Genomic DNA, 22,273 nt, shown 5'->3' on the forward strand with positions numbered 1-22,273 from the left:
TGGCTTTGCCCGCACACAGCGCCTGCAGTTAATGAGAAACTATGTCGTTCAGGGCCGGATAGTCGGCCCGCATTCTCAGGAGTCGTCGGCGCATGTCGTTTACCCGCAGACAGATACTTGCCGGCCTGGCGGGGCTGGGCGTCGCCGGCCTCGGCACCGGAGGCGTGCGCTACTGGCTGGGGCGTCCGGAGAATGTGGCGACCCATGACTACGAGCTGATCGCTGCGCCGCTGGATATGGAGCTGGTGCCGGGCCACCAGACCCCGGCCTGGGCCTACGGCGGACAGGCGCCCGGCCTGGAGCTGCGCTGCAAGCAGGGCGAGCGTCTGCGGGTACGCTTCATCAACAGGCTGGATGTGGACACCACCATCCACTGGCACGGCATCCGCCTGCCGCTGGACATGGACGGCGTGCCCTATGTCTCGCAGCTGCCGGTCAAGCCGGGTGAATACTTCGACTACGACTTCATCTGCCCGGACGCCGGCAGCTACTGGTACCACCCGCACACCGCCAGCTCCGAGCAGCTGGGCCGCGGCCTGGTCGGCCCGCTGATCGTCGAGGAGCGCGAGTCGAGCGGTTTCGCCCACGAGCGCACGCTATGCCTGAAGACCTGGCACGTGGACGAGCAGGGCGCCTTCACCGAGTTCCTGGTGCCGCGCCAGGCGGCCCGCGAGGGCACTCGTGGACGCCTGTCGACCATCAACGGCCAGCCGCTGCCGACCCTGGAGCTGCCGGCCGGGCAGGTGGTGCGCCTGCGCCTGATCAATGTCGACAGCACCATCACCTACCGTCTCAACCTGCCGGGCGGCGAAGCACGCATCTATGCGCTGGACGGCAACCCGGTGGAACCGCGCGCGCTGGGCAAGGACTACTGGCTGGGCCCGGGCATGCGTATCGATCTGGCGCTCAAGGTGCCGGCGGCAGGCCAGGAACTGCCGCTGCGCAATGGGCCGCTGCGTCTGGCGACCATCAGGAGCGTGGCCGGCAGCGAGGCGCCCGGCGACTGGCCGCCGGCGCTGCCGGCCAATCCGGTGCGCGAACCGGACCTGAGCCAGGCCGAGACCCTGCGCTTCAACTTCGAGTGGGCGGCCATGCTCTCCGGCGATGTGCAGCGCGGTGGCAGTTATCGCTACTGGCAGATCAACGGCCAGGCCTGGGACATCAGCGACAAGGCCTGTGCCGATCGGCCGATCGCCAGCCTGAAGAAGGACGGCCATTACATCTTCGTGCTGCGCAACATGGCCCAGTACCAGCACCCCATCCACCTGCACGGCATGAGCTTCAAGGTGCTGGATTCGGACCGCAAGGACATCGTGCCGTACTTCACCGACACCTACCTGCTGGGCAAGAACGAGACGGCGCGCATCGCCTTCGTCGCCGATAATCCCGGGGTGTGGATGTTCCACTGCCATGTGATCGATCACATGGAAACCGGCCTGATGGCCGCCATCGAGGTGGTTTGATGCGCCAACCGAAGATCATCGACCGCAGCCAGGACGAGCGCTTTATGCGCCAGGCGCTGGCTCTGGCTGCCCAAGGAGCGGAGCGCGGCGAGGTGCCGGTGGGCGCGGTGCTGGTGCAGGATGGCGAGGTGATCGGCCGCGGCTTCAACTGCCCGATCAGCACCTCCGACCCCAGCGCCCATGCCGAGATGGTGGCGATCCGCGCCGCCGCCCAGGCCGTGCAGAACTACCGCCTGCCCGGCAGCACGCTGTACGTCACCCTGGAGCCCTGCAGCATGTGCGCCGGGCTGATCGTGCATTCGCGCGTCAACCGGGTGGTCTATGGCACCACCGAGCCCAAGGCGGGCGTGGCGGTCAGCCGCGGGCAGTTCTTCACCCAGGACTTCCTCAACCATCGGGTGCTGATCGAGGGCGGGTTGCTGGCGCAGGAATGCGGGGAAATGCTCAGTGCCTTCTTCAAGGCGCGGCGGGCCGGGGACAAGTAGCCCGGATGCAATCCTGGGAGGGCTGGCTTGGTCGCTGCCAGGTCGAAGCAGGTCGGGCGTGTTTCCCGGATTGCATCCGGGCTACAGCTGCGTCGGCTCTTCCTTGGGAATCGTCTTGTTCACGCCCGGCACATGCAGGCCACTCTCGGCGACGCGGGCGCCTTCCAGCTGCGGCTGGGTCACCCAGTTGAGGATGTCGTAGTAGCGCCGCACGTTGCGCACGAAGTGCACCGTCTCGCCGCCGCGGGCGTAGCCGTAGCGGGTCTTGCTGTACCAGCGCTTCTGCGACAGGCGCGGCAGCATCTTCTGTACGTCCAGCCACTTGTTCGGGTTGAGGCCTTCGGCCTGGGCCAGCTTGCGGGCGTCCGACAGGTGGGCGATGCCGATGTTGTAGGCGGCCAGGGCGAACCAGGTGCGGTCCGGCTCGCTCATCTCCTCGGTCAGGCCGCTATGTACCAGGGTGAAGTACTTGGCGCCGCCGGCGATGCTCTGCTTGGGGTCCAGGCGATTGACCACACCCATGGCCTGGGCGGTGGCCTGGGTCAGCATCATCAGGCCGCGCACGCCGGTCTTGGAGGTGGCGTCGGCGGTCCATAGCGATTCCTGGTAGCCGATGGCGGCCAGCAGGCGCCAGTCCACCTTGTGCTTCTCGGCGGCCTGCTTGAACTGCTGCTCGTAGCGCGGCAGGCGTTGCTGCAGATGCTTGGCGAAGGTGTACGCGCCGACATAGCCGAGTACGTCGACGTGGCCGTAGTAGCGCTCCTTGAGGCGCTGCAGGCTGCCGTTCTCCTCGACCAGGGTGAGGAAGAGGTTGGCCTCGCGCAACAGGCTGTCGTCCTCGCCGGCGGCCACCGCCCAGCCCAGGCTGCGCGCCTGGCCGAGGTCGAAGGCGACGCGCACGTTGGGGAAGTACACCTGGTTCATCGCCAGTTCGTTGGAGTCCACCAGGGTCAGGTCGACCTGACCTTCGTCGACCATGCGCAGCAGGTCGACCACCTCGACATCGGCGGACTCCTCGTACTGCAGCTCGGGCAGGGTCTTCTTCAGTTCGGCCAGCTGCTCGGCGTGGCTGCTGCCCTTGAGCACCAGGATGCGCCGGCCGATCAGCTCCTCGGGACGGCTGGGGCGGCGCTGGCCGTCGCGGTAGATGATCTGCGGGGTGACATCCAGGTAGGCGCGGGAGAAGTTGGCCTGGGCCTTGCGCCCCTCGCTGGCGACCAGGCCGGCGGCGGCCAGCACCGGGCCGTTGCTCTGGTTGAGGCGGGTGAACAGGTCGTCGAGGTTGTCGGCGGTCTCGACCTTCAGCTCGACGCCCAGGTTGTCGGCGAAGCGCTTGGCCAGCTCGTACTCGAAACCGGTCTCGCCGGCACGATCCTGGAAGTAGGTCGTCGGGCTGTTGCGGGTGACCACGCGAAGCACGCCGTCCTCCTGTACCCGCTCGAGGGTGCTGGGCTGCGCCGCTTCCGGAGAAGCATCGCAGCCCGCGAGCAGCAGGAGGATCGCGGTCGCCAACAAGCCGGCGGTCGTGCGGATGCGCAACACAATGTGGGCAAACATCGGCGCAGTATACGCAAAGCCCAACGGGCGCCATATCTCGACAGTATTTCGGCGCTCTGCTAGATGCGCCGCACCCTGTGCGCTCAGGGTGCCGTCGGCGGGTCCTTTAGGCTAGAATGCACGGCCTCAAAGAACCTGCTCCCGGGGGCCCGTGGCAGGTTCGAAGTACACCCCCTTCTCAGAGGCTGTTCTCCATGTTGATCCTGCGCGGCGCGCCCGCTCTTTCCGCCTTCCGTCACGGCAAACTGCTTTCGCAACTGACTGCCAAGGTCCCCGCCGTGACCGGGTTGTACGCCGAGTTCGCGCACTTTGCCGAAGTCACCGGAGTACTTACCGCCGATGAAGAGCAGGTGCTGGCCCGGCTGCTGAAGTACGGCCCGAGCGTTCCGGTGCAGGAGCCCAGCGGCAAGCTGTTCCTGACCATTCCGCGCTTCGGCACCATCTCGCCCTGGTCGAGCAAGGCCAGCGACATCGCCCGCAACTGCGGCCTGGCCAAGATCGAGCGCCTGGAGCGCGGCGTGGCCTACTACGTCAGTGGCGAGCTGAGCGAGGCCGATATCCAGGCCGCCGCCGCCCTGCTGCACGACCGCATGACCCAGCTGGTGCTGAGCACCCTGGAAGAGGCCGCCGGCCTGTTCAGCCACGCCCAGCCCAAGCCGCTGACCGCCGTGGACATCCTGGGTGGTGGTCGCGCCGCCCTGGAGCAGGCCAACGTCCAGCTGGGTCTGGCCCTGGCCGAGGACGAGATCGACTACCTGGTGAAGAGCTTCACCGAGCTGGGCCGCAACCCGCACGACGTCGAACTGATGATGTTCGCCCAGGCCAACTCCGAGCATTGCCGCCACAAGATCTTCAACGCCAGCTGGGACATCGACGGCGAGAGCCAGGACAAGTCGCTGTTCGGCATGATCAAGAACACCTACCAGATGCACAGCGACGGCGTGCTGTCCGCCTACAAGGACAATGCCTCGGTCATCGTCGGCCACACGGCCGGGCGCTTCTTCCCCAATCCGGATACCCGCGAGTACGGCGCTACCGTCGAGCCGGTGCACATCCTGATGAAGGTGGAAACCCACAACCACCCGACCGCCATCGCCCCGTTCCCCGGCGCCTCCACCGGCTCCGGCGGCGAGATCCGCGACGAGGGCGCCACCGGTCGCGGCGCCAAGCCCAAGGCCGGCCTGACCGGCTTCACCGTGTCCAACCTGAACATCCCCGGTTTCGTGCAGCCCTGGGAGAAGCCCTACGGCAAGCCCGAGCGCATCGTCACCGCGCTGGACATCATGATCGAGGGCCCGCTGGGCGGCGCCGCGTTCAACAACGAATTCGGTCGTCCGGCCCTGAACGGCTACTTCCGTACCTTCGAGCAGGCCGTGAACTCGCCGCGTGGCGAAGAAGTGCGCGGTTACCACAAGCCGATCATGCTCGCCGGCGGCATGGGCAACATCCGTGAAGACCATGTGCAGAAGGGCGAGATCTCGGTCGGCGCCAAGCTGATCGTGCTCGGCGGCCCGGCCATGCTGATCGGCCTGGGCGGCGGCGCCGCTTCCTCCATGGCCACCGGCGCCAGCTCCGCCGACCTGGACTTCGCCTCGGTACAGCGCGACAACCCGGAAATGGAGCGTCGCTGCCAGGAAGTCATCGACCGCTGCTGGCAGCTGGGCGCCGACAACCCGATCAAGTTCATCCACGACGTCGGCGCCGGCGGCATCTCCAACGCCCTGCCGGAGCTGATCAACGACGGCGGCCGTGGCGGTCGCTTCGAGCTGCGCGCCGTGCCGAACGACGAGCCGGGCATGGCCCCGCTGGAAATCTGGTGCAACGAGTCGCAGGAACGCTACGTGATGAGCGTGGACGCTGCCGACTTCGAGCGCTTCAAGGCCATCTGCGAGCGCGAGCGCTGCCCGTTCGCCGTGGTCGGCGAGGCCATCGCCGAGCCGCACCTGACTGTGTCCGACAGCCACTTCGGCAACAAGCCGGTGGACATGCCGCTGGAAGTGCTGCTCGGCAAGCCGCCGCGCATGCACCGCAGCGTGACCCGCGAGGCCGAGCAGGGCGATGACTTCGCCGCCGCCAGCGTCGACATCGACGAGGCCGTGAGCCGCGTGCTGCACCACCCGGCCGTGGCCAGCAAGAGCTTCCTGATCACCATTGGCGACCGCACCATCACCGGCCTGGTGGCCCGCGACCAGATGGTCGGCCCGTGGCAGGTGCCGGTGGCCGACTGCGCCGTGACCGCCACCAGCTTCGACGTCTACACCGGCGAGGCCATGGCCATGGGCGAGCGCACCCCGCTGGCCCTGCTGGACGCGCCGGCCTCGGGCCGCATGGCCGTCGGTGAGACTATCACCAACCTGGCGGCCTCGCGCATCGAGAAGATCTCCGACATCAAGCTGTCCGCCAACTGGATGGCCGCTGCCGGCCACCCGGGCGAGGACGCGCGCCTGTACGACACCGTGAAAGCGGTCGGCATGGAGCTGTGCCCCGCGCTCGGCATCACCATCCCGGTGGGCAAGGACTCCATGTCCATGAAGACCCGCTGGCAGGACGAGGGCGTCGACAAGAGCGTGACCTCGCCGCTGTCGCTGGTGATCACCGGCTTCGCCCCGGTCGCCGATATTCGCCAGACCCTGACGCCGCAGCTGCGTCTGGACAAGGGCGAGACCGACCTGATCCTGATCGATCTCGGCCGTGGGCAGAACCGCATGGGCGGCTCGATCCTGGCGCAGACCTACGCCAAGCTCGGCCAGGCCGTGCCGGACGTGGACGACGCCGAAGATCTCAAGGCGTTCTTCGCGGTGATCCAGGGCCTCAACGCCGACGGTCACCTCCTGGCCTACCACGACCGTTCCGATGGTGGCCTGCTGACCACCGCACTGGAAATGGCCTTTGCCGGCCACTGCGGCCTCAACCTGTTTCTCGACGGCCTGGCCGATGACGCCTCCGAACTGGCCGCCGTGCTGTTCAACGAGGAGCTGGGTGCGGTGATCCAGGTGCGCCAGGACGCCACTCCGGAAGTCCTCGCCCAGTTCAGCGCTGCCGGTCTCGACGATTGCGTGGCGGTGATCGGCCAACCGGTCAACGGCAGCGACGTGGCCATCAGCTTCAACGGCGAGCCGGTATTCGGCGGCGAGCGCCGCATGCTGCAGCGCCAGTGGGCCGAGACCAGCTTCCAGATCCAGCGCCTGCGCGACAACGCCCAGGGTGCCGAACAGGAATTCGACCTGATCCTCGATGAGGACAACCCCGGTCTGTCGGTGAAGCTCAGCTTCGACGTCAACCAGGACATCGCCGCGCCCTACATCAAGAAGGGCGTGCGGCCGCAGGTGGCGGTATTGCGTGAGCAGGGCGTCAACGGCCAGGTGGAAATGGCCGCGGCCTTCGACCGCGCCGGCTTCGCCGCGGTCGACGTGCACATGAGCGATATCCTCAGTGGCCGCGTCAGCCTGGAGCAGTTCAAGGGCCTGGTGGCCTGCGGTGGCTTCTCCTACGGTGACGTGCTCGGTGCTGGCGAGGGCTGGGCCAAGTCGGCGCTGTTCAACAGCCGAGCGCGTGATGGCTTCGCCGCCTTCTTCGCGCGCAAGGACAGCTTCGCCCTCGGCGTGTGCAACGGCTGCCAGATGATGAGCAACCTGCACGAGCTGATCCCGGGCACCGAGTTCTGGCCGCACTTCGTGCGCAACCGCTCGGAGCAGTTCGAGGCGCGCGTGGCCATGGTCCAGGTGCAGGAGTCGGCGTCGATCTTCCTGCAGGGCATGGCCGGTTCGCGCCTGCCGATCGCCATCGCCCACGGCGAAGGCCATGCCGAGTTCGAGAGCGAGGAGGCCCTGCTGGAGTCGGATCTGTCCGGCACCGTGGCCCTGCGCTTCATCGACAACCACGGCAAGGTCACCGAGAACTACCCGGCCAACCCGAACGGCTCGCCGCGCGGCATCACCGGTCTGTGCAGCCGCGATGGCCGCGTGACCATCATGATGCCGCACCCGGAGCGGGTGTTCCGCGCCGTGCAGAACTCCTGGCGCCCGGACGAGTGGCAGGAAGACGGCGGCTGGATGCGCATGTTCCGCAACGCCCGCGTCTGGGTCGACTGATAGCGCAGCGAATGCCCTCTCCCGCGTCCTACGGGGGAGGGCTTCCCGACGAGGCTGGCGATGTCAGGCTCCGAAGATAATTCCCTCCCCGAAGTGCGTCAGGTCAACCCCGGCGAGACTCATCTGCTGTGCCGCTGCGGGCGCTCGCCCGTGCTCCCCGACTGTTCTCCAGGCTGCTGCGAAGGGTTGCGGCTCGAACCCGTGCGCCAGCAGTTCGTCCTGCTTTGCCGCTGCGGGCAGTCGCGGCGTATGCCTTATTGCGATGGCAGTCACAGCCCGCCGGCGCAAGGTCTGAAGGCACGCTGGCGGCGTTTCGCCAAGGGTGATTAAGCCCGCTTCGTTTTATGGCCAAAGGCTCTAGTCAGGAAATGGACGATTCGCCTGCGACGAACTCCAATGCACAGTTGCGAACTAGGCCACGCGCGGGTGATGAGGCAAAATGCCATTATTGCCTTGGCAGTGCGGCTCGCGGGTCGCTGTATTCGTCGATGCTCGGAGGGGCTGGATGTACAAATTCTGTTTCTATGTGCCGGAAAGCCATCTGGAAGAAGTAAAGGTCGCGGCATTCGCGGCGGGTGCAGGACGCATTGGACAGTACGACAGCTGCTGCTGGCAGACCTTGGGCAAGGGCCAGTTCCGCCCGCTGGAGGGCAGCGCCCCCTTCATCGGCCAGCCGGGCCACAGCGAGGAAGTGGCGGAGTGGAAGGTGGAGATGGTGGTGGCCGACGAGCTGATCCACGACGTGGTAAAGGCCATGAAGAAGGCCCATCCCTACGAGACCCCGGCCTTCGATGTGTGGCGGCTGTCCGACCTGCAGTTCTGATCTGCACTTATAGATAGAAGAAGCCCCGGCAATCCCGGGGCTTCTTTTTTCCGCCTGCTGTTACTGCAGATGCTGCTTCAGCTCGGCACCGGCCTGGCGCATGGCGGCGTGCACGGCCGGCACATGGGCCAGCGGGTTGAGCAGGCCGTAGTCGTGGATCATGCCGTTGTAGCGCACCGCGGTGACGGTGACGCCGGCGGCGTCCAGCTTGCGCGCATAGGCCTCGCCCTCGTCACGCAGCACGTCGAACTCGGCGGTCTGGATCAGCGTCGGTGGCAGGCCTTTCAGCTGCTCCGGGGTGGCGCGCAGCGGCGAGGCGAAGCGTTCGGCGCGCTGCTTCGGGTCGGTGGTGTAGCTGTCCCAGAACCACTGCATCATCGGCTTGGTCAGGAAGTGGCCCTGGGCGAACTGGTTGTAGGACGCCGTCTCGAAGCTGGCGTCGGTCACCGGCCACAGCAGCAGCTGGAAGCGCAGTTTCGGCGAGCCGGCTTCCTTGGCTTTCAGGGCAACCACGGCGGCCATATTGCCGCCGACGCTGTTGCCGGCCACGGCCAGGCGCGAGCTGTCCACGCTGATTTCCTTGCCGTGCTCACCGACCCACTGGGTGGCGGCGTAGGCCTGGTCGATGGCGGTCGGATACTTGGCTTCCGGCGACGGGGTGTAGCCGACGTAGACGGCCACGGCGCCGGAGTTCACCACCAGGTCGCGGATCAGGCGGGCATGGGTCGGGTAGTCGCCGAGCACCCAGCCGCCGCCGTGGAAGAACATGAACACCGGCAGCTCGCCCTTCCCGCCTTCGGGGCGGACGATGGTCAGCGGAATCGACTGGCCGCCGGCCTGGATGGTCTTCTCGGACACGCTCACGCCGGACAGGTCGACTTTCACGGAGGCCTGGGCACCGACCAGCACGGCACGGGCGTCTTGCGGGCTGAGGGTTTCCAGCGGCTTGCCGCCGCCGGCTTCCAGGGCCTGGAGGAAGGCCTGGGTCTGGTGTTCCACGCCGGGGCTGCCGGCGGCGAAGGCGTTACCGATGGCCAGGGTGAGCAGGCCGCTTCCAACGAGTTGCTTGATGTTCATCATGATTCTCCTGGCGATTCGAATTGGGGTGTGGTGAACCAGGGCCTCAGCCCTGGTTGTGGCAGTTGTCGGCTTGCTTGAGGTAGGTGACGGTCTGCAGGTCACCCGTCGAGTCACGGTAGATCATCTGCGCCTCGACCACGCTGCAGCCGGTGCTGATGGCTTCCTGCAGGCTGATCACCTCCGCCACATCCAGCTGCTGGCCGTAGCGGTACTGCTGGCTGACCGGTTGTTCGGCAAAGCTCGCCGAGGTGGTGATCAGGGCCAGCGCGGCAAGCGCGCTGGCAAACATGCGGCGGGTTTTCATCGTGTTTCTCCTCGTGTCTCGCTGGGCTCAGGCCACGACCAGGCGGACGTCGATGTTGCCGCGGGTGGCGTTGGAGTAAGGGCAGACCTGGTGGGCAGCGGCGACCAGTTCTTCGGCGACGGTGCGCTCGATGCCCGGCAGGCTGATGGTCAGCTCCACTTCCAGACCGAAGCCGCCGGGGATCTGGCCGATGCCGACCTTGCCGGTGATCGAGGCGTCGGCCGGGAAGGCTTGCTTCTTCTGGCTGGCGACGAACTTCAGGGCGCCGATGAAGCAGGCCGAGTAACCGGCGGCGAACAGCTGTTCCGGGTTGGTGGCTTCGCCGCCCTGGCCGCCCAGTTCACGCGGGGTGGTCAGCTTGACGTCGAGGAAGCCGTCGGAAGAAACGGCACGGCCGTCGCGGCCTCCGGTAGCGGTAGCAGTGGCGGTGTAGAGGGCTTTGATGGTTTGCATGGCGATGTCTCCAATTTGTTTGCTGTCTAAAGTTTTGTGCGCTAAGTAAGTGCGTGAGGCAGAAGTTAGTCGCATTTAATTTTGCGCGCAAGATAATTTTTATAAATTTTCCATCTGAGCAATCTGCTCTTGTGGAATAAGTGCGGGCTAGAGCGGTTGAGGACGGGGAAAAAACGAGGCGCCACCCCAGTGCGGGTGGCGTAACGGTCAGAGCGACTGCTGCAGCTGATCGCGCAGGGCGACTATCTGGTCCTTGAGGGCGCCGATCTGTTCCAGGGTCAGGCCGCTGGCTTCGAGGATACAGGCGGGAAACTGCTCGGCCTGCTGCTGCAGGGAGCGGCCATGTTCGGTCAGGCGCAGCTCCACCACGCGCTCGTCGGCGCTGCTGCGGGTGCGGGTGATGAAGCCCTCGGCTTCCAGACGCTTGAGCAGCGGTGTCAACGAGCCGGGATCGGTGAGCAGGCGCGCGCTGATGTCGCCGACGGTGATGCCGTCGCCTTCCCACAGCACCAGCATGGCCAGGTACTGCGGGTAGGTCAGACCGATGCTCTGCAACATCGGCTTGTAGGCCTTGGTCATCAGCAGCGAGGTGGAGTGCAGGGCGAAGCACAGCTGGTTGTCCAGCTGCAGGGCGGCACAGGATTTGGGTTGTTGCATGGTGCGGAACCTCCACTCGATATCTGCGCAATAATTTATCGCGCCAACTAACATTGAGCAAATTTTGATCGGCGGGCATGAAAAAGGCGCCGCGGGGGCGCCTTGCAGAATTTCAGAGTCTTTAGCGAGCTAGGCGCCGCAGAGCTTCAGGGGCGGATCTCGATCAGCGTGCCGTCCTTGACCAGATCCCAGACCTCGCGCATATCGGCGTTACGCATGGCGATGCAGCCTTCGGTCCAGTCCAGGGTGCTGAAGAACCACTCGGGGTACTCGTCGTCCAGCGGCGTGCCGTGGATCATGATCATGCCGCCGGCCGAGACGCCTTTCTTGCGTGCGTTGGCCGCGTCGCGGGCGTTGGGGTAGGAGATGTGCATGGACAGGTTGTACTTGTCGCTGGTCTTGCGCCAGTCGATCCAGTAGAAGCCTTCCGGGGTCTTCAGGTCGCCCTCGCGCACCTTGGCGCCATCGGGCGCCTTGCCGAGCGAGATGCGATAGGACTTGAGCACCTCGCCGCGCCCCATCAGGTGCAGCTTGCGCTCGGATTTGACCACCAGCACCTTGTCGATCGCCTTGCCGCGCAGAGTCGGGGCGGTGGAGGCTTGGGCGAGGCCGATGGAGGTAATGCAGAGTAAGGCGAGCAACCAGCGCATTGCGATGTTCCGAGGTGTTTCAGTGTTGGCCCTGATGGTTCAGGTTGTTATAGCGCGAGAGTCTGCCTATGCCGAGGATGATGTTCAATCCTCGCCAGTCGGATGGTGGGCTGGGGTAGGATCAGTCGCTTGGAACAATCCGCCCATGGAGTAGGCCATGTCCCAACCCAAGCTGCTGCGTACCCTGGTCCTCGACCCGGTCGCTCATCCCCTTGGCCAGGCGCACCTGAGCGCCGCCAGTGCGCTGGTGCGGGTCGACGAGCGTCTGTATGTGGTGGCCGACGACGAGCTGCACCTGGGCCTGTTCAGCCTCGCTGATGACCAGCCTGGTCAACTGGTTCGCCTGTTCGAGGGCGAGCTGCCGGCGCCAAAGGCTGAGCGCAAGGCGGCCAAACCGGACCTGGAGGCCCTGGCCCTGCTGCCGGCGTTGCCCGGCCACGCCCGGGGTGCGCTGCTGGCGCTGGGCTCGGGCTCCAAAGCCAATCGCCAGCGTGCGGTGCTGCTGGGGCTGGAGCAGGACGCGCAGCCTGCGCTGATCGATCTGACGCCGCTGTACCAGCCGCTGCTCGCGCATTTCGCCGATCTGAATATCGAAGGCGGCTTCCTGCTCGGTGAGGAATTCCTGCTGCTGCAGCGCGGCAACCAGGGCCAGGCGGCCAATGCCGCCGTGCGTTATCGCTGGGTCGAGCTGCGCGACTGGCTGCTGGGCGAGGGCCCGCTGCCGCCGCCGACCATTCAGCCGGTGGAACTGGGCGAGCTGGGCATCGTGGCCCTGGGCTTTACCGATGGCGCCGCGCTGGCCGACGGGCGTTGGCTATTCAGTGCGGCGGCGGAGAACACGGCGGACAGCTACAACGACGGCGCCTGCCTGGGCGCCGTGATCGGGCTGGTGGAGCGTGACGGCCGGGTGCGTCGCCTGGCTGAGCTGGATGGCCGCTGGAAGGTGGAGGGCATTGCGCTGGATGAGGCGGGTGACCTGCTGCTGGTCACCGACGCGGATGACCCGGCGACGGCAGCCAGCTTGCTGCACCTGCCTCTGTCAGGGCTTCTGGGTTAGTGACACGGCCAGCTCGTCGACCTGGATCGCCCAGTCGGAATCGCCCTTGAGCGATTCGGCGAGGAAGTTGGCCTGGGCCTCGGTCCAGAACGGCGCCTTGGCCAGCTTCTCGCCGTTGGACAACTGGTGGTCGCGGATGAAGGCGGCGATCTCCTCGTTGCTGGACGGCAGGCCGAGCTGTTCGAACAGGGTGCGCAGACTGTGATGGTTGCTGGTATCCATGGCAATGCTCCCTTCGGGTAAGTAGTTACTGACGAGGGCGGAGTGGGGCCAGCCCCTCGTTGCGCACCGGAAAAAGCTGATCGCGACGGTCGGCGAAATAGCATTCCAGAGTACGTCCGACCGTCGGGAAGGCTAGCTCGTTCCAAGGGATATCGCGCTCGTGGAACAGCTGTACCTCCAGGCTCTCCTCGCCGGCGCAGAAGTCCAGGTCGACCAGCTCGGCGCGGAAGAACACATACAGCTGGCTGATGTGCGGCAGGTCGAACAGGGTATAGAGGTGCAGGTCGTGCACCCGCGCACAGGCCTCCTCGTCGGTCTCGCGCATGGCCGCCTCGGCCATGGTCTCGCCGTTCTCCATGAAGCCGGCCGGCAGCGTCCAGTAGCCGCGGCGCGGCTCGATGGCCCGGCGGCACAGCAGCACCTGCTCGCCCCACACCGGCAGGCAGCCGGCGACGATGCGCGGGTTCTGGTAGTGGATGGTCTCGCACTGCGGGCAGACGAAGCGCAGGCGGTTGTCGCCCGTGGGAATGCGCTGCTCCACCGAACCGCCGCACTGGCTGCAGAATTTCATGCCGGTCTCTCCTGGGTCATCGCCCATGTTGGCGCCAGAAGCATCGCGGCGGCAAGCCGGGGCGAGGATGCGCGGGGAGCGCCTTCATGCCATGATGCCCGGCAGACGAGAAGAACCGAGAACAATCATGCTCGACGAGCTCCTGCAGCGCGTGCGCGACCACAGTCCGCGCATCCTGGAGACCGACCAGCGCCACCCCGAGGCGGCCGTGCTGGTGCCGCTGACCCGCAGCGACGAACCGGAGCTGGTGCTGACCCTGCGCGCCAGCGGCCTGTCCACCCACGGTGGCGAAGTGGCCTTCCCCGGTGGCCGCCGCGACGCCACCGATCCCGATCTGGCCTTCACCGCCCTGCGCGAGGCAGAGGAGGAAGTCGGCCTGCCGCCCGGCCTGGTGGAGATGGTCGGCCCGCTCAGCCCGCTGGTGTCGCGCTTCGGCATCCGCGTCACGCCATGGGTCGGCGTGGTGCCGGACTACGTCGAATACCGGCCCAACGACAGCGAGATCGCCGCGGTATTCGCCGTGCCGTTGCGCTTCTTCCTCGATACCCCGCGCGAGGTCACCCATCGCATCGATTACGAAGGGCGCAGCTGGTACGTGCCCTGTTACCACTACGAGAGCTACAAGATCTGGGGCCTGACGGCGGTGATGATCGTCGAGCTGCTGAATGTCGCGTTCGCCGCCGGCATCGACCTGGAGCAGCCGCCGCAGCCCTCGGTAAAGATCATCCGCCTGTGAGAAGCAACTGTCTGTGAGGAACCAACGATGAAATACCGCCTGGGCGATGCCCGCGTGGAGGCCCACCCCGAAAGCTGGATTGCCCCGACTGCCGCAGTGGTCGGCAAGGTGCGCCTGGACCAGGGTGCCAGCGTCTGGTTCGGCGCCGTGCTGCGCGGCGACAATGAGCTGATCCATATCGGCGAGAACAGTAACGTGCAGGACGGTACCGTCATGCACACCGACATGGGCTTCCCGCTGACCCTCGGCAAGGGCGTCACCGTCGGTCACAACGTGATGATGCACGGCTGCACGGTGGACGATTACAGCCTGATCGGCATCAACGCGGTAATCCTCAACGGTGCCAAGATCGGCAAGTACTGCATCATCGGCGCCAACAGCCTGATTCCCGAGGGCAAGGTGATTCCCGATGGCAGCCTGGTGATGGGCAGCCCGGGCAAGGTGGTGCGCGAGCTCACCGAGCAGCAGAAGAAGATGCTCGAAGGCAGCGCCGCCCACTACGTGCACAACGCCCAGCGCTACGCCCGCGACCTGGTCGAGGACGACGCGTGAGCGACGAACGCCCGGTCAAGTCGCCCTGCGTCAGCGTCTGCGCGCTGGACGACCACGACATCTGCATCGGCTGCCAGCGTACGGCGGACGAGATCACCCGCTGGGGCCGCATGAGCAACGAAGAACGCCGCGAGGTGCTGGTGCTCTGCGCCGAGCGCACCCGCGCCGCCGGGCAGTTCCTGCAGCAGCCTGCCCGCCACTGAATTCCCTTTCTCCCTTTTCCGAGGACATCCGCATGCCCCGTATCGGTACCCCCTTGTCGCCCACCGCGACCCGCGTCCTGCTCTGTGGCTCCGGCGAGCTGGGCAAGGAAGTGGTGATCGAACTGCAGCGCCTGGGTTGCGAAGTGATCGCCGTCGACCGTTACGCCGACGCGCCGGCCATGCAGGTGGCGCACCGCAGCCACGTGATCAGCATGCTCGACGGCGCCGCCCTGCGCGCGGTGATCGAGGCGGAGAAACCGCACTATATCGTGCCGGAGATTGAGGCCATCGCCACCGATACCTTGGTCGAGCTGGAGGCCGAAGGCTTCACCGTGGTGCCCACCGCCCGCGCCGCCAAGCTGACCATGAATCGCGAGGGCATCCGTCGCCTGGCCGCCGAAGAGCTGGGCCTGCCGACCTCGCCGTACCACTTCGCCGATACCTATGAGGCCTATGCCGAGGCGGTGAAGTCGGTCGGCTATCCCTGCGTGGTCAAGCCGATCATGAGTTCTTCCGGCAAGGGCCAGAGCGTGCTGAAGAGCGACGCCGACCTGCAGGCTTCCTGGGATTACGCCCAGGAAGGCGGCCGCGCCGGCAAGGGCCGGGTCATCGTCGAGGGCTTCATCGATTTCGATTACGAGATCACCCTGCTCACCGTGCGCCACATCGGCGGCACCTCGTTCTGCGCGCCGGTCGGCCACCGCCAGGTCAAGGGCGACTACCACGAGTCCTGGCAGCCGCAGGCGATGAGCGCCAAGGCCCTGGCCGAGTCCGAGTGCGTGGCCCTGGCCGTCACCGAGGCTCTCGGCGGCCGCGGCCTGTTCGGCGTCGAGCTGTTCATCAAGGGCGATCAGGTGTGGTTCAGCGAGGTGTCGCCGCGCCCCCACGACACCGGCCTGGTCACCCTGATCTCCCAGGACCTGTCCGAATTCGCCCTGCATGCGCGGGCGATCCTCGGCCTGCCGATCCCGAGCGTTCGCCAGCTCGGCCCGTCCGCGTCCTCGGTGATCCTGGTCGAGGGCGAGTCGCGCCAGGTGGCCTTCGCCAACCTCGGTGCCGCTCTGGCCGAACCAGACACCGCGCTGCGCCTGTTCGGCAAGCCTGAGGTCAGCGGCCAGCGGCGCATGGGCGTGACCCTGGCGCGCGATAAGAGCATCGAGGCGGCACGCGCCAAGGCCGTGCGTGCGTCCGAGGCGGTCAAGGTCGAGCTGTGAGCCGTCTACGCGCCGGGCTGTGGTGGTGGCTGCTGCTGGCCCTGACGCCGATTGCCCTGCCGCAGGCCCTATGGACCCGGCGCACGGCGCTGCGTCTGCCGGAGGCCTCGGGCGCGCAGAGTGGCGTTGTTGGTGTCGAGCGGGTGGGCGAGCCGCTGCGTCTATTGCTGATCGGTGAGTCCACGGTGGCGGGCGTCGGCGTCGAGGCCCAGGAAACCGCGCTGGCCGGTCAACTGGCCCGGGCGCTGTCAGCACGCCTGGGGCACCCGGTGGCCTGGCGCGCCTGTGGCGAGAACGGCATCACCGCCGGCGAGGCCTGCGAGCGCCTGCTGCCGCTGGCGCTGAGCGAGCCGGCGGACCTGGTGCTGCTGGTGTTCGGCGTGAACGACACCACCCATCTCAGTTCGCTGAGCCGCTGGGAAGGTGCGTTGCGGGCCCTGAGCCAGCGCATGGCGGCCCATGGCTGCCGCGTGGTGTTCACCGGGGTGCCGCCAATCCAGCACTTCAGCGCCTTGCCCTGGCTGCTGCGCCGTCTGCTCGGGCTGCGCGCCGGTCTGCTGGATAGCGAGTTGCGCCGTATCAGCGTTCAGGAGCGGGCGCAGTATGCGCGGCTGGACCTGCAGTTTGCCGATGACTATCTGGCGCGGGACGGTTATCACCCGTCGGCGCTGGGCTACCGGGTCTGGGGCGAGGGGCTGGCCGAGCTGATCACTCGCTCGGCCTGAGGCGCGTCTGCCACAGGCGCACGCTCTTCACCCGGTTCTCGCTGGATTCGAGGATTTCCAGGCGATAGGGGCCGATCTTCAGGCATACCCGGCTGTCCGGAATGGTTTCCAGCGCCTCGGTGACCAGGCCGTTGAGGGTCTTGGGGCCCTCGCTGGGCAGGTGCCAGCCCAGGGCCTTGTTGATCTCGCGGATACTGGCCGCGCCATCGATGATCTGCGAGCCGTCTTCCTGCGGCAGGATGTCCGGGTTGCCGGCACCTTCGACATGGCTGAAGTCGCCGATGATCTCGTCCAGCAGGTCTTCCAGGGTGACGATGCCCTGTACGTCGCCGTATTCGTCGACCACCAGGCCGAGGCGGCGCTTTTCCTTCTGGAAGTTCACCAGCTGGGTCGCCAGCGGCGTGCCTTCGGGCACGAAGTAGGGCGGTTGGCAGCAGGCCAGCAGGGTGGCGTGGCTCAGGCGATTCTGCGTCAGCAACACGGCCAGGCGGCGCATATGCACGATGCCCTGGATCTGGTTGATGTCGCCGCGGTACACCGGCAGGCGGGTGTGGCTGACGCCGCGCAGCTGCTCGATCAGCTGCGGCAGCTCGTCGTCCAGGTCGATGCCAGTGACTTCGCTGCGCGGGATCATGATGTCGTCCACCGTGACTTTTTCCAGCTCCAGCAGTTGCAGCAGGGCGCGCTGGCGTTGCTGGCGTTCTTCCTGGGCATCGCCGTTGCGTGGCGTACGGCGCCGCTCGTGGCGCGGCGCGCCGGCGGCACGGGCCTCGCGGCTGGTGCGGCGGAAGGGTAGGGGCAGCAGGTTGCGTTCGCGCAGCAGCAACAGGCCGCCGATCAACAGGATCAGCGTGCCGAGCCACCATTCGTAGGGGGCGAGAGTCATGGGGTCAGATGTGCAGGATGAATTCGCGGACCAGCTTGCTGCCGAAGTAGGCGAGCATCAGCAGGCAGAAGCCGGCCAGGGTCCAGCGGATAGCCTTGTGCCCGCGCCAGCCGAGCTGGTGGCGGCCCCACAGCAGCACGGCGAATACCACCCAGGCAAAGCAGGACAGCACGGTCTTGTGTACCAGGTGCTGGGCGAACAGGTTGTCGACGAACACCCAGCCGGACAGCAGCGACAGCGACAGCAGCAACCAGCCGGCCCAGAGGAAGCCGAACAGCAGGCTCTCCATGGTCTGCAGCGGCGGGAAGTTGCGGATCAGCCCGGACGGATGCTTGTGCTTGAGCTGGTGGTCCTGCAGCAACAGCAGCAGCGACTGGAACATGGCGATGGTCAGCAGGCCGTAGGCGAGGATCGACAGCAGGATGTGGGCGAGAATGCCCGGTTCCTCGTTGATCGGCAGGCTGGTACCGGCCGGCACCAGCTGGGCCAGCAGCACGGTCAGCGCGCCCAGCGGGAACAGCGGCAGCAGCAGGTTCTCCACCGGGATGCGCGTGGTGCCGATCAGGATCAGCGCGATGACCGCGCAGGCGATCAGGCTGGAGGCGTTGAAGAAGTCCAGGTTGAGGCCGCTGCCCGGCAGCAACTGGATGCCCAGGCTGAAGATGTGGGCGATCAGGGCAAGGCCGCCGAGCAGGCCCAGCAGGCGTTTGTCCGGCGCCTGGCGGCGGGAGAAGCGCAAGCCCTGATAAAGGGTGGCGCCGGCATACAGGCCGGCGGCGGCGAGACTGGGCAGCAGAGGGTGCATAAATCCGTGTATGGCTGGGCCCGAAAGGCCGTGAGTGTGGCACACAAGAAGCGTTTCACGAAAGACCGCCGGCGGTGTCAGCGACCTCACCTCTTGGTTATACTCCGCGGCTTGCTGCAAGCACCCCGCTCAAAGGATCGCGCATGTTCGAGAACCTAACCGACCGCCTGTCACAGACGCTGCGCCATGTCACCGGCAAGGCCAAACTGACCGAGGACAACATCAAGGACACCCTGCGCGAAGTGCGCATGGCCCTGCTCGAGGCCGACGTCGCCCTGCCGGTGGTCAAGGACTTCGTCAACAAGGTCAAGGAGCGTGCGGTCGGCACCGAGGTGTCGAAGAGCCTGACGCCGGGCCAGGCCTTCGTGAAGATCGTCCGTGCCGAGCTGGAAGAGCTGATGGGCGCGGCCAACGAAGACCTCAGCCTGGCCGTCACTCCGCCGGCCGTGGTGCTGATGGCCGGCCTGCAGGGCGCCGGTAAGACCACTACCGCCGGCAAGCTGGCGCGCTTCCTCAAGGAGCGCAAGAAGAAGACCGTGATGGTGGTGTCCGCGGACGTCTACCGTCCGGCGGCGATCAAGCAGCTGGAGACCCTGGCCAGCGACATCGGCGTGACCTTCTTCCCCTCCGATATCAGCCAGAAGCCGGTGGCCATCGCGCAGGCAGCGATTGCCGAGGCCAAGCTGAAATTCATCGACGTGGTCATCGTCGACACCGCCGGCCGTCTGGCCATCGATGCCGAGATGATGGCCGAGATCCAGGCCGTGCATGCCGCGATCAAGCCGGCCGAGACCCTGTTCGTGGTCGACGCCATGACCGGTCAGGACGCCGCCAACACCGCCAAGGCCTTCGGCGATGCCCTGCCGCTGACCGGCGTGGTGCTGACCAAGGTCGACGGTGACGCTCGTGGTGGTGCCGCGCTGTCCGTGCGGCAGATCACCGGCAAGCCGATCAAGTTCATCGGTATGGGCGAGAAGAGCGAGGCCTTGGAGCCTTTCCATCCGGACCGTATCGCCTCGCGCATCCTCGGCATGGGCGACGTGCTCAGCCTGATCGAACAGGCCGAGCAGACCCTCGACCGCGAGAAGGCCGAGAAGCTCACCAAGAAGCTGAAGAAGGGCAAGGGCTTCGACCTCGAAGACTTCCGCGATCAGCTGCAGCAGATGAAGAACATGGGCGGCCTCGGCGGCCTGATGGACAAGCTGCCGTCCATCGGCGGCGTCAACCTGTCGCAGATGGGCGGTGCCCAGGGCGCGGCGGAGAAGCAGTTCAAGCAGATGGAGGCGATCATCGACTCCATGACGCCGTCCGAGCGTCGCGATCCGGAAATCATCAGCGGCTCGCGCAAGCGCCGCATCGCCCTCGGCTCCGGCACCCAGGTGCAGGACGTCGGCCGCTTGATCAAGCAGCACAAGCAGATGCAGAAGATGATGAAGAAATTCACTGCCAAGGGTGGCATGGCCAAGATGATGCGCGGCCTCGGCGGCATGATGCCGGGCGGGCTGCCGAAGCTGTAAGCCCGGGGCCGATGGGTGGCCCGAAAAAGAGATTTGCAAATAGCCGGATAATCCTTAGAATATGCGGCCTTTCGGGCCTAGGCCCATTAAAGTGTGTGCCTTTTAGTTAGCACCGATTACAGGAACGAAGTTCAATGGTAACCATCCGTCTTGCTCGTGGCGGCTCCAAGAAGCGCCCCTTCTACCACCTGACCGTGACCAACAGCCGCAATGCGCGCGACGGTCGCTTTGTTGAGCGCATCGGTTTCTTCAACCCGGTCGCCACTGGTGCTGAAGTGAAGCTCTCTGTGAACCAAGAGCGCGCTACCTACTGGCTGAGCCAGGGCGCCCAGCCGTCTGAGCGCGTTGCTCAGCTGCTGAAGGAAGCTGCCAAGGCTGCTGCCTAAGCACTATGAACGCCACGCCGTCCGCTGAGGACCTGATCGTCCTCGGCAAGATCACTTCGGTGCACGGCGTGCGTGGGGAAGTGAAGATCTATTCCTTCACCGACCCGATCGACAACCTGCTCGATTACAGCCCCTGGACGCTCAAGCGCGAGGGTGAGGTCAAGCAGGTGGAGCTGGTCAGCGGCCGCCTCCAGGGCAAAGTCCTGGTGGCCAAGCTCAAAGGGCTCGATGACCGCGAGGTAGCACGTACCTTCGCGGGTTTCGACATTTGCGTGCCTCGTGCATTGCTGCCCGAGCTGGATGACGGCGAGTTCTACTGGCATCAGCTGGAAGGACTGAAGGTGATCGATCTGCAAGGGCAACTGTTCGGGCGCCTCGATCATCTGCTGGAGACCGGCGCCAACGATGTGATGGTGGTCAAGCCCTGTCCGGGCAGCCTGGATGATCGCGAGCGCCTGCTGCCCTATACCGAGCAGTGCGTGCAGCAGGTCGACCTGGCCGCCGGCGAGATGCGGGTGGACTGGGACGCGGATTTCTGAGCCCCTGGCTCTTGCCTGAGCGAGTGCCATGCGTGTCGAAGTCATCAGCATCTTCCCGGAGATGTTCGCCGCCATCAGTCAGTACGGCATTACCAGTCGTGCGGTGAAGCAGGGGTTGCTGCAGTTGAACTGCCGGCAGCTGCGTGACTACACCGACGATCGTCATCAGACCGTGGATGATCGCCCCTTCGGCGGCGGCCCCGGCATGGTGATGAAGATCAAGCCTCTGGAAGGCGCCTTGGCTGCTGCCAGGGCCGACGCAGGGGCAGCGGCGAAGGTGATCTACCTGTCGCCGCAGGGCCGCCAGCTGTCTCAGCAGGGGGTTCGTGAACTGGCTAGCGAGCAGGCGTTGATTCTCATCGCCGGCCGCTACGAAGGCATCGACGAGCGCTTCATTCAGGCGCATGTCGATGAGGAATGGTCGATCGGCGATTACGTCCTCTCCGGCGGTGAGCTTCCGGCGATGGTGCTGATCGATGCTGTAACGCGGCTGCTACCGGGTGCGCTCGGGCATGCAGACTCCGCCGAGGAGGACTCGTTCAGCGATGGTCTCCTCGATTGCCCGCACTACACCCGTCCCGAGGTGTACGAAGGCAAGCGTGTTCCGGACGTGCTGCTTAGCGGCAACCACGAACACATCCGGCGTTGGCGCCTCCAGCAGTCCCTTGGTCGGACCTGGGAGCGTCGCTCCGATCTTCTGGATAGCCGCTCGCTTTCTGGAGAAGAGAAAAAGCTGCTGGAGGAATACATCCGCCAGCGGGACGATAGTTAACGTATCGATGGCAAACCCAGGTTTGTCTTAGGAGCACAGCATGACCAACAAAATTATCCAGATGCTCGAAGCCGAGCAGATGAACAAAGAAATCCCGGCCTTCGCCCCGGGTGACACCGTCATCGTTCAGGTGAAGGTAAAGGAAGGCGACCGCTCCCGTCTGCAGGCCTTCGAAGGCGTCGTAATCGGCAAGCGTAACCGCGGTCTGAACAGCGCCTTCACCGTGCGCAAGATCTCCAACGGCGTTGGCGTAGAGCGTACCTTCCAGACCTACAGCCCGCTGATCGACAGCCTGAGCGTCAAGCGCCGCGGTGACGTGCGCAAGGCCAAGCTGTACTACCTCCGCGACCTGTCCGGCAAGGCGGCTCGCATCAAGGAAAAACTGTCCTGATCGGACGGTCTTCCGACCTGAAGAAAGCAGCCTGCGGGCTGCTTTTTTCGTTTATGGGTTCGTTGACTGGCGAGCCCAGCGTTTCTGCCGCACGGGCAGCGTGACAACAAGCACAACAGCGCAGCACGAGGCAG

The 22,273-nt window shown here is 65.9% G+C and carries 25 protein-coding genes and 1 pseudogene; 16 read left to right on the forward strand and 10 right to left on the reverse strand.

What is annotated here, in order from left to right; translation table 11 throughout:
• Positions 1 to 92: 92 nt before the first annotated feature.
• Entirely contained in the window at positions 93 to 1,463 is a 1,371-nt protein-coding gene (locus N7607_RS04150) for a multicopper oxidase family protein (RefSeq protein WP_279864285.1), read from the forward strand.
• Positions 1,463 to 1,948: a tRNA adenosine(34) deaminase TadA gene (tadA, locus tag N7607_RS04155; RefSeq protein ID WP_279864283.1), complete on the forward strand. Its 486-nt coding sequence runs from the start codon at positions 1,463 to 1,465 to the stop codon at positions 1,946 to 1,948. The genes N7607_RS04150 and tadA overlap by 1 nt, the downstream gene beginning before the upstream one ends.
• Positions 1,949 to 2,029: 81 nt before the next feature.
• Here tadA and mltF read toward each other — a convergent pair whose 3' ends face one another.
• Positions 2,030 to 3,505 (reverse strand): membrane-bound lytic murein transglycosylase MltF, encoded by a 1,476-nt coding sequence (gene mltF, locus N7607_RS04160; protein ID WP_279864282.1) that lies wholly within the window; start codon positions 3,503 to 3,505, stop codon positions 2,030 to 2,032.
• Between the two features lie 194 nt (positions 3,506 to 3,699).
• Here mltF and purL point away from each other — a divergent pair, with 194 nt between their 5' ends.
• The 3 genes from purL to N7607_RS04175 all read left to right on the forward strand — a co-directional run bounded on the left by purL (position 3,700) and on the right by N7607_RS04175 (position 8,419).
• Positions 3,700 to 7,596 carry a phosphoribosylformylglycinamidine synthase gene (gene purL, locus N7607_RS04165; protein WP_279864280.1) on the forward strand — a complete coding sequence of 1,299 codons (3,897 nt, stop codon included), beginning with the start codon at positions 3,700 to 3,702 and terminating at the stop codon, positions 7,594 to 7,596.
• A 60-nt stretch (positions 7,597 to 7,656) separates the two neighbouring features.
• The gene (locus tag N7607_RS04170) at positions 7,657 to 7,926 is read left to right on the forward strand and encodes a CDGSH iron-sulfur domain-containing protein (protein ID WP_279864279.1); all 270 of its coding nucleotides are present in this window, start codon (positions 7,657 to 7,659) and stop codon (positions 7,924 to 7,926) included.
• A gap of 175 nt (positions 7,927 to 8,101) precedes the next feature.
• Positions 8,102 to 8,419: a YqfO family protein gene (locus N7607_RS04175; protein ID WP_279864278.1), complete on the forward strand. Its 318-nt coding sequence runs from the start codon at positions 8,102 to 8,104 to the stop codon at positions 8,417 to 8,419.
• Between the two features lie 60 nt (positions 8,420 to 8,479).
• Here the strand turns inward: N7607_RS04175 and N7607_RS04180 are convergent, their stop codons facing one another.
• The 5 genes from N7607_RS04180 to N7607_RS04200 form a co-directional block, all read right to left on the reverse strand.
• Positions 8,480 to 9,496 carry an alpha/beta hydrolase gene (locus N7607_RS04180; protein WP_279864277.1) on the reverse strand — a complete coding sequence of 339 codons (1,017 nt, stop codon included), beginning with the start codon at positions 9,494 to 9,496 and terminating at the stop codon, positions 8,480 to 8,482.
• A 46-nt stretch (positions 9,497 to 9,542) separates the two neighbouring features.
• Positions 9,543 to 9,803, reverse strand: coding sequence for a DUF2790 domain-containing protein (locus N7607_RS04185; RefSeq protein ID WP_279864276.1), 261 nt, complete (start codon positions 9,801 to 9,803; stop codon positions 9,543 to 9,545).
• A 27-nt stretch (positions 9,804 to 9,830) separates the two neighbouring features.
• A complete protein-coding gene (locus N7607_RS04190; RefSeq protein WP_279864275.1) occupies positions 9,831 to 10,256 on the reverse strand; it encodes an organic hydroperoxide resistance protein in 426 nt (141 codons plus the stop codon).
• A 207-nt stretch (positions 10,257 to 10,463) separates the two neighbouring features.
• Positions 10,464 to 10,913 carry a MarR family transcriptional regulator gene (locus tag N7607_RS04195; protein WP_279864274.1) on the reverse strand — a complete coding sequence of 150 codons (450 nt, stop codon included), beginning with the start codon at positions 10,911 to 10,913 and terminating at the stop codon, positions 10,464 to 10,466.
• Between the two features lie 146 nt (positions 10,914 to 11,059).
• A complete protein-coding gene (locus N7607_RS04200) occupies positions 11,060 to 11,563 on the reverse strand; it encodes a L,D-transpeptidase family protein (protein ID WP_192397957.1) in 504 nt (167 codons plus the stop codon).
• Positions 11,564 to 11,720: 157 nt separating this feature from the next.
• On the opposite strand from N7607_RS04200, the gene N7607_RS04205 reads away from it, so the two are divergent.
• Positions 11,721 to 12,620, forward strand: a complete 900-nt coding sequence (locus N7607_RS04205; RefSeq protein WP_279864273.1) for a hypothetical protein — start codon at positions 11,721 to 11,723, stop codon at positions 12,618 to 12,620.
• Here N7607_RS04205 and N7607_RS04210 read toward each other — a convergent pair.
• Together N7607_RS04210 and N7607_RS04215 are read right to left on the reverse strand one after the other, a co-directional pair.
• Positions 12,603 to 12,842, reverse strand: a complete 240-nt coding sequence (locus N7607_RS04210; protein ID WP_137971121.1) for a DUF2789 domain-containing protein — start codon at positions 12,840 to 12,842, stop codon at positions 12,603 to 12,605. The two genes, N7607_RS04205 and N7607_RS04210, sit on opposite strands and share 18 nt — an antisense overlap.
• Before the next feature lie 25 nt (positions 12,843 to 12,867).
• The gene (locus N7607_RS04215) at positions 12,868 to 13,413 is read right to left on the reverse strand and encodes an NUDIX hydrolase (RefSeq protein WP_279864270.1); all 546 of its coding nucleotides are present in this window, start codon (positions 13,411 to 13,413) and stop codon (positions 12,868 to 12,870) included.
• A gap of 127 nt (positions 13,414 to 13,540) precedes the next feature.
• On the opposite strand from N7607_RS04215, the gene N7607_RS04220 reads away from it, so the two are divergent.
• The 5 genes from N7607_RS04220 to N7607_RS04240 are packed head-to-tail and all read left to right on the forward strand — an operon-like array spanning position 13,541 to position 16,843.
• Positions 13,541 to 14,149, forward strand: a complete 609-nt coding sequence (locus tag N7607_RS04220; protein WP_279864269.1) for a CoA pyrophosphatase — start codon at positions 13,541 to 13,543, stop codon at positions 14,147 to 14,149.
• Positions 14,150 to 14,176: 27 nt separating this feature from the next.
• Positions 14,177 to 14,701: a gamma carbonic anhydrase family protein gene (locus N7607_RS04225; RefSeq protein WP_279864268.1), complete on the forward strand. Its 525-nt coding sequence runs from the start codon at positions 14,177 to 14,179 to the stop codon at positions 14,699 to 14,701.
• Positions 14,698 to 14,904, forward strand: coding sequence for a DUF1289 domain-containing protein (locus N7607_RS04230; protein WP_279864267.1), 207 nt, complete (start codon positions 14,698 to 14,700; stop codon positions 14,902 to 14,904). The genes N7607_RS04225 and N7607_RS04230 overlap by 4 nt, the downstream gene beginning before the upstream one ends.
• 32 nt (positions 14,905 to 14,936) lie before the next feature.
• The gene (gene purT, locus N7607_RS04235; protein ID WP_279864266.1) at positions 14,937 to 16,118 is read left to right on the forward strand and encodes a formate-dependent phosphoribosylglycinamide formyltransferase; all 1,182 of its coding nucleotides are present in this window, start codon (positions 14,937 to 14,939) and stop codon (positions 16,116 to 16,118) included.
• Positions 16,115 to 16,843, forward strand: a complete 729-nt coding sequence (locus N7607_RS04240) for an SGNH/GDSL hydrolase family protein (RefSeq protein ID WP_279864265.1) — start codon at positions 16,115 to 16,117, stop codon at positions 16,841 to 16,843. Before purT ends, N7607_RS04240 begins: the two co-directional genes overlap by 4 nt.
• On the opposite strand, the pseudogene N7607_RS04245 reads toward N7607_RS04240, so the two are convergent.
• Together N7607_RS04245 and N7607_RS04250 are read right to left on the reverse strand one after the other, a co-directional pair.
• Positions 16,827 to 17,522: pseudogene (locus N7607_RS04245) on the reverse strand (transporter associated domain-containing protein); the annotation flags it as partial. The gene N7607_RS04240 and the pseudogene N7607_RS04245 overlap by 17 nt on opposite strands.
• A 211-nt stretch (positions 17,523 to 17,733) precedes the next feature.
• Positions 17,734 to 18,534, reverse strand: coding sequence for an inner membrane protein YpjD (locus tag N7607_RS04250; RefSeq protein WP_279864264.1), 801 nt, complete (start codon positions 18,532 to 18,534; stop codon positions 17,734 to 17,736).
• Positions 18,535 to 18,677: 143 nt separating this feature from the next.
• Between N7607_RS04250 and ffh the strand changes: the two genes are divergently transcribed.
• The 5 genes from ffh (at position 18,678) to rplS (ending at position 22,139) form a co-directional block, all read left to right on the forward strand.
• The gene (gene ffh, locus N7607_RS04255) at positions 18,678 to 20,051 is read left to right on the forward strand and encodes a signal recognition particle protein (protein ID WP_279864263.1); all 1,374 of its coding nucleotides are present in this window, start codon (positions 18,678 to 18,680) and stop codon (positions 20,049 to 20,051) included.
• 134 nt (positions 20,052 to 20,185) lie between these two features.
• Positions 20,186 to 20,437, forward strand: coding sequence for a 30S ribosomal protein S16 (gene rpsP, locus N7607_RS04260; RefSeq protein ID WP_021700306.1), 252 nt, complete (start codon positions 20,186 to 20,188; stop codon positions 20,435 to 20,437).
• Positions 20,438 to 20,442: 5 nt separating this feature from the next.
• Positions 20,443 to 20,976: a ribosome maturation factor RimM gene (rimM, locus tag N7607_RS04265; RefSeq protein ID WP_279864261.1), complete on the forward strand. Its 534-nt coding sequence runs from the start codon at positions 20,443 to 20,445 to the stop codon at positions 20,974 to 20,976.
• A 28-nt stretch (positions 20,977 to 21,004) separates the two neighbouring features.
• The gene (trmD, locus tag N7607_RS04270; protein WP_279864259.1) at positions 21,005 to 21,748 is read left to right on the forward strand and encodes a tRNA (guanosine(37)-N1)-methyltransferase TrmD; all 744 of its coding nucleotides are present in this window, start codon (positions 21,005 to 21,007) and stop codon (positions 21,746 to 21,748) included.
• 40 nt (positions 21,749 to 21,788) lie between these two features.
• A complete protein-coding gene (gene rplS / locus N7607_RS04275; RefSeq protein ID WP_137971131.1) occupies positions 21,789 to 22,139 on the forward strand; it encodes a 50S ribosomal protein L19 in 351 nt (116 codons plus the stop codon).
• The last annotated feature ends 134 nt before the right edge of the window (positions 22,140 to 22,273 follow it).

Source organism: Pseudomonas sp. GD04019, assembly GCF_029837695.1.
Taxonomy (GTDB): domain Bacteria; phylum Pseudomonadota; class Gammaproteobacteria; order Pseudomonadales; family Pseudomonadaceae; genus Aquipseudomonas.

What these genes read in the sequence shown, in the direction of transcription:
- N7607_RS04190 (WP_279864275.1), bottom strand. Translation starts at nt 10,256, where the DNA reads ATGCAAACCATCAAAGCCCTCTACACCGCCACTGCTACCGCTACCGGA.
- rpsP (WP_021700306.1), top strand. Translation starts at nt 20,186, where the DNA reads ATGGTAACCATCCGTCTTGCTCGTGGCGGCTCCAAGAAGCGCCCCTTC.
- N7607_RS04150 (WP_279864285.1), top strand. Translation starts at nt 93, where the DNA reads ATGTCGTTTACCCGCAGACAGATACTTGCCGGCCTGGCGGGGCTGGGC.
- purT (WP_279864266.1), top strand. Translation starts at nt 14,937, where the DNA reads ATGCCCCGTATCGGTACCCCCTTGTCGCCCACCGCGACCCGCGTCCTG.
- tadA (WP_279864283.1), top strand. Translation starts at nt 1,463, where the DNA reads ATGCGCCAACCGAAGATCATCGACCGCAGCCAGGACGAGCGCTTTATG.
- rplS (WP_137971131.1), top strand. Translation starts at nt 21,789, where the DNA reads ATGACCAACAAAATTATCCAGATGCTCGAAGCCGAGCAGATGAACAAA.
- mltF (WP_279864282.1), bottom strand. Translation starts at nt 3,505, where the DNA reads ATGTTTGCCCACATTGTGTTGCGCATCCGCACGACCGCCGGCTTGTTG.
- rimM (WP_279864261.1), top strand. Translation starts at nt 20,443, where the DNA reads ATGAACGCCACGCCGTCCGCTGAGGACCTGATCGTCCTCGGCAAGATC.
- purL (WP_279864280.1), top strand. Translation starts at nt 3,700, where the DNA reads ATGTTGATCCTGCGCGGCGCGCCCGCTCTTTCCGCCTTCCGTCACGGC.
- ffh (WP_279864263.1), top strand. Translation starts at nt 18,678, where the DNA reads ATGTTCGAGAACCTAACCGACCGCCTGTCACAGACGCTGCGCCATGTC.
- N7607_RS04205 (WP_279864273.1), top strand. Translation starts at nt 11,721, where the DNA reads ATGTCCCAACCCAAGCTGCTGCGTACCCTGGTCCTCGACCCGGTCGCT.
- trmD (WP_279864259.1), top strand. Translation starts at nt 21,005, where the DNA reads ATGCGTGTCGAAGTCATCAGCATCTTCCCGGAGATGTTCGCCGCCATC.
- N7607_RS04250 (WP_279864264.1), bottom strand. Translation starts at nt 18,534, where the DNA reads ATGCACCCTCTGCTGCCCAGTCTCGCCGCCGCCGGCCTGTATGCCGGC.
- N7607_RS04170 (WP_279864279.1), top strand. Translation starts at nt 7,657, where the DNA reads ATGTCAGGCTCCGAAGATAATTCCCTCCCCGAAGTGCGTCAGGTCAAC.
- N7607_RS04215 (WP_279864270.1), bottom strand. Translation starts at nt 13,413, where the DNA reads ATGAAATTCTGCAGCCAGTGCGGCGGTTCGGTGGAGCAGCGCATTCCC.
- N7607_RS04200 (WP_192397957.1), bottom strand. Translation starts at nt 11,563, where the DNA reads ATGCGCTGGTTGCTCGCCTTACTCTGCATTACCTCCATCGGCCTCGCC.
- N7607_RS04220 (WP_279864269.1), top strand. Translation starts at nt 13,541, where the DNA reads ATGCTCGACGAGCTCCTGCAGCGCGTGCGCGACCACAGTCCGCGCATC.
- N7607_RS04175 (WP_279864278.1), top strand. Translation starts at nt 8,102, where the DNA reads ATGTACAAATTCTGTTTCTATGTGCCGGAAAGCCATCTGGAAGAAGTA.
- N7607_RS04185 (WP_279864276.1), bottom strand. Translation starts at nt 9,803, where the DNA reads ATGAAAACCCGCCGCATGTTTGCCAGCGCGCTTGCCGCGCTGGCCCTG.
- N7607_RS04180 (WP_279864277.1), bottom strand. Translation starts at nt 9,496, where the DNA reads ATGAACATCAAGCAACTCGTTGGAAGCGGCCTGCTCACCCTGGCCATC.
- N7607_RS04195 (WP_279864274.1), bottom strand. Translation starts at nt 10,913, where the DNA reads ATGCAACAACCCAAATCCTGTGCCGCCCTGCAGCTGGACAACCAGCTG.
- N7607_RS04210 (WP_137971121.1), bottom strand. Translation starts at nt 12,842, where the DNA reads ATGGATACCAGCAACCATCACAGTCTGCGCACCCTGTTCGAACAGCTC.
- N7607_RS04225 (WP_279864268.1), top strand. Translation starts at nt 14,177, where the DNA reads ATGAAATACCGCCTGGGCGATGCCCGCGTGGAGGCCCACCCCGAAAGC.